Source organism: Arthrobacter sp. Hiyo1 (assembly GCF_001263615.2).
In the GTDB taxonomy this organism is placed as follows: domain Bacteria; phylum Actinomycetota; class Actinomycetes; order Actinomycetales; family Micrococcaceae; genus Arthrobacter.
Genome location: NZ_DF952469.1, coordinates 46,071 through 48,913 on the forward strand (window position 1 = coordinate 46,071; position 2,843 = coordinate 48,913).

The 2,843-nt window shown below is 65.5% G+C and carries 5 protein-coding genes; all 5 read right to left on the reverse strand.

Annotated features, from left to right (window positions below; all coding sequences use genetic code 11):
• Positions 1-90: 90 nt before the first annotated feature.
• Positions 91-837, reverse strand: coding sequence for a bifunctional 1-(5-phosphoribosyl)-5-((5-phosphoribosylamino)methylideneamino)imidazole-4-carboxamide isomerase/phosphoribosylanthranilate isomerase PriA (gene priA / locus AHiyo1_RS04865; RefSeq protein ID WP_059387797.1), 747 nt, complete (start codon positions 835-837; stop codon positions 91-93).
• A 45-nt stretch (positions 838-882) separates the two neighbouring features.
• Positions 883-1,041, reverse strand: coding sequence for a hypothetical protein (locus AHiyo1_RS24460; RefSeq protein WP_172465499.1), 159 nt, complete (start codon positions 1,039-1,041; stop codon positions 883-885).
• A 1-nt stretch (position 1,042) separates the two neighbouring features.
• A complete protein-coding gene (gene hisH / locus AHiyo1_RS04870; protein ID WP_059387798.1) occupies positions 1,043-1,798 on the reverse strand; it encodes an imidazole glycerol phosphate synthase subunit HisH in 756 nt (251 codons plus the stop codon).
• Positions 1,795-2,421: an imidazoleglycerol-phosphate dehydratase HisB gene (gene hisB / locus AHiyo1_RS04875; RefSeq protein ID WP_059387799.1), complete on the reverse strand. Its 627-nt coding sequence runs from the start codon at positions 2,419-2,421 to the stop codon at positions 1,795-1,797. The genes hisH and hisB overlap by 4 nt, the downstream gene beginning before the upstream one ends.
• Before the next feature lie 43 nt (positions 2,422-2,464).
• Positions 2,465-2,843, reverse strand: a 379-nt coding sequence (locus AHiyo1_RS04880) for an aminotransferase class I/II-fold pyridoxal phosphate-dependent enzyme (RefSeq protein WP_113990568.1), incomplete at its 5' end; no start/stop codon positions are given.

The window sequence follows — 2,843 nt, forward strand, 5'->3', positions numbered from 1 at the left end:
CTGCCAGGGCCGCAGCGATGTGCCCGGGCAACTGCCGGGGTGCCGGAGTCGAAGCCTGGTCAGCTGCCGGGAACTGTGGATCGTGAGACATCAGCGGCGGCCGGCGACGTCCAGCGCTTCCGGGAGCGTAAAGGCACCGGCATACAGCGCCTTGCCGACGATCGCTCCTTCGACCCCAAGCGGTACGAGCTCCCGCAGGACGCGCAGGTCCTCAAGGCTGGAGATGCCGCCCGACGCGACAACTGGCTTGCCGGTCTTTTCGACCATCTGGCGCAACAGCTCGACGTTGGGTCCCTGCAGTGTCCCGTCCTTCGTGACGTCGGTGACCACGTAGCGGGCGCAGCCGGCATCCTCAAGGCGGGCCAGCACCTCCCAGAGGTCCCCGCCTTCCTTGGTCCAGCCCCGGCCTGCGAGCGTCGTTCCACGGACGTCGAGCCCGACGGCGATCTTGTCACCGAAGCGGTCGATGGCCCGGCGGGTCCATTCCGGATTCTCCAGCGCGGCGGTTCCGAGGTTCACGCGGGCGACGCCGAGCTCAAGCGCGCGCTCAAGGGATTCGTCGTCGCGCAGTCCGCCGGACAGCTCCACCTTGACGTTCAGCTGCGAGACGACCTCGCTGATGAGGCCGGCGTTGTTGCCGCGTCCGAACGCCGCGTCAAGGTCCACCATGTGCACCCACTCGGCTCCGGCGTTCTGCCAGTTCAGCGCCGCTTCCAGCGGGGTGCCGTAACTGGTCTCGGAGCCGGCTTCTCCCTGAAGGAGACGAACGGCCTGGCCGTCCACGATGTCGACGGCGGGCAGGAGTTCCAGAACGGGCAGTTCGGAGGCGGTGGTCATTGAAGTCCTCGGTGTTGTGGGGACGGGCGTCAGTTGCCCGGCAACTTATTTTGCAGGCAAAGTGAAGAGGTAGGCGGCTAGCAGAGCCAAGCCAGCGAGTACGTAGAACGAAATGGAGACCCAGGCGGGGCGTTTCTGCTGGTGGAAGGAGATTCCGCCGCCAACCAGCAGCCCGGCCGCGCCCATGAAGATAACGGACCACATATCAGGCAGCGCCTCCGGCCTCGGTCGGCTGCGGCTGGGTTTTTGCTTGCGGGCGCAAACCCTCAACCCAGTTGCGCAGGAGCCGGGCTCCTGCGTCGCCCGACTTCTCGGGGTGGAATTGCGTGGCACACAACGGTCCGTTTTCCACGGCGGCGATAAAGGGGGCGCCGTGTTCGGACCACGTCACCTTCGGCGGAGCCATGCGGGGCTGGACAACGTCGAATTCCCACTTCTGTACGCCATACGAGTGCACAAAATAGAAGCGTTCGTGCTCGACGCCGGCGAACAGCTTCGAGCCTTCCGGCACGTCCACAGTGTTCCAGCCCATGTGCGGCACAACGGGGGCAGGCAGGAGTTCCACTTTGCCGGGCCACTCGCCCATGCCTTCGGCCTCGGTACCGTGCTCCACTCCGGCCTCGAACAGGACCTGGAGCCCTACGCAGATACCCAGGACTGGCCGGCCTCCGGCAACGCGACGGCCGATCATCCGGATCGCGTCCACTGCCTTGAGTTCACGCATCACCGTTTCGAAGGCGCCGACGCCGGGGACCAGGAGACCGTCGGCGTTCAGGACGTCTTCGGGTTTGGCGCTCAACGTGACTGCCGCTCCGGCACGCTCAAGCGCGCGGACCGCCGAGCGGACGTTGCCCGAGCCGTAGTCAAGGACCGTTACGGTCGGCTTTCCCTCGGGCGAGACGATGCGGCTGGCAGCCTTCGGATCGACCACAGCGCCGTCCTTGAGGATCTGCCCACTCACAAGGCACCCTTGGTGGACGGAATGCCTTCGACACGGGGGTCGGACTCGACGGCGGAACGGAGTGCACGGGCAAAGGCCTTGAACTGGGCCTCCACGATGTGGTGCGGATCCCGGCCGGCCAGGACATTCATGTGGAGGCAGATACCGGCGTGCAAGGTGATGGCCTCAAAGACGTGGCGGGTCAGCGAACCGGTGAAGTGTCCACCGATCAGGTGGTATTCCTGCCCTGCGGGCTCACCGCCGTGGACCAGGTAAGGACGTCCGGAGACGTCGACGACGGCGTGGGCCAATGCTTCATCCAACGGGACCGTGGCCTCGCCGAAGCGACGGATCCCTGCTTTGTTACCCAAGGCTGTGCGCAGGACCTCGCCGAAGGTAATGGCAACGTCCTCCACGGTGTGGTGGGCGTCGATGTGGGTGTCTCCGCTCGCCTTGACGGTCATGTCGATGAGCGAATGCTTGCAGAGCGCCGTCAGCATGTGGTCATAGAACGGCACCGAGGTGCTGATATCCGAGACGCCCGTGCCGTCGAGGTTGATTTCAACCAGGACGGAGGATTCGCTGGTGGTGCGTTCCATGCGTGCTGTCCGGGCGGCCGCCGTGCTGGCGCCGTTTTCGCTCATCGATATGTCCTTAGGAGGAAGGAGTGGTGGGACTTGTTCAAGTCTAGGCCGGTGCGGAGACCTGGCCGTCCAGCAAGGCTTCGAGCGCCTTGAGGAATGCAGTGGTTTCAGGCTCCGTGCCGGCGGTGACGCGGAGGTGGCCCGGGATGCCGACGTCGCGGATCAGGACTCCGCGCTCCAGCAGGCCTTGCCACAGGGCGTGGGGATTCTCGATTCCGCCGAAAAATACGTAGTTCGAATCGGAGGCGGCCGGCTTGAAGCCCATGCGGGTCAACTCGCTGACAATGCGATCGCGCTGGACCTTGATGTCCTCGACGTCCGCCATGAGGGCTTCGCGGTGACGGAGGGCCGCCAGGGCGGTCGCCTGCGTGATGGCGGAGAGGTGGTACGGAAGGCGTACCAGACGGATCGCGTCGGCGACC

Coding starts and splice junctions, on each gene's coding strand:
- hisB (WP_059387799.1), bottom strand. CDS start 2,421: ATGAGCGAAAACGGCGCCAGCACGGCGGCCGCCCGGACAGCACGCATG.
- priA (WP_059387797.1), bottom strand. CDS start 837: ATGACCACCGCCTCCGAACTGCCCGTTCTGGAACTCCTGCCCGCCGTC.
- AHiyo1_RS24460 (WP_172465499.1), bottom strand. CDS start 1,041: ATGTGGTCCGTTATCTTCATGGGCGCGGCCGGGCTGCTGGTTGGCGGC.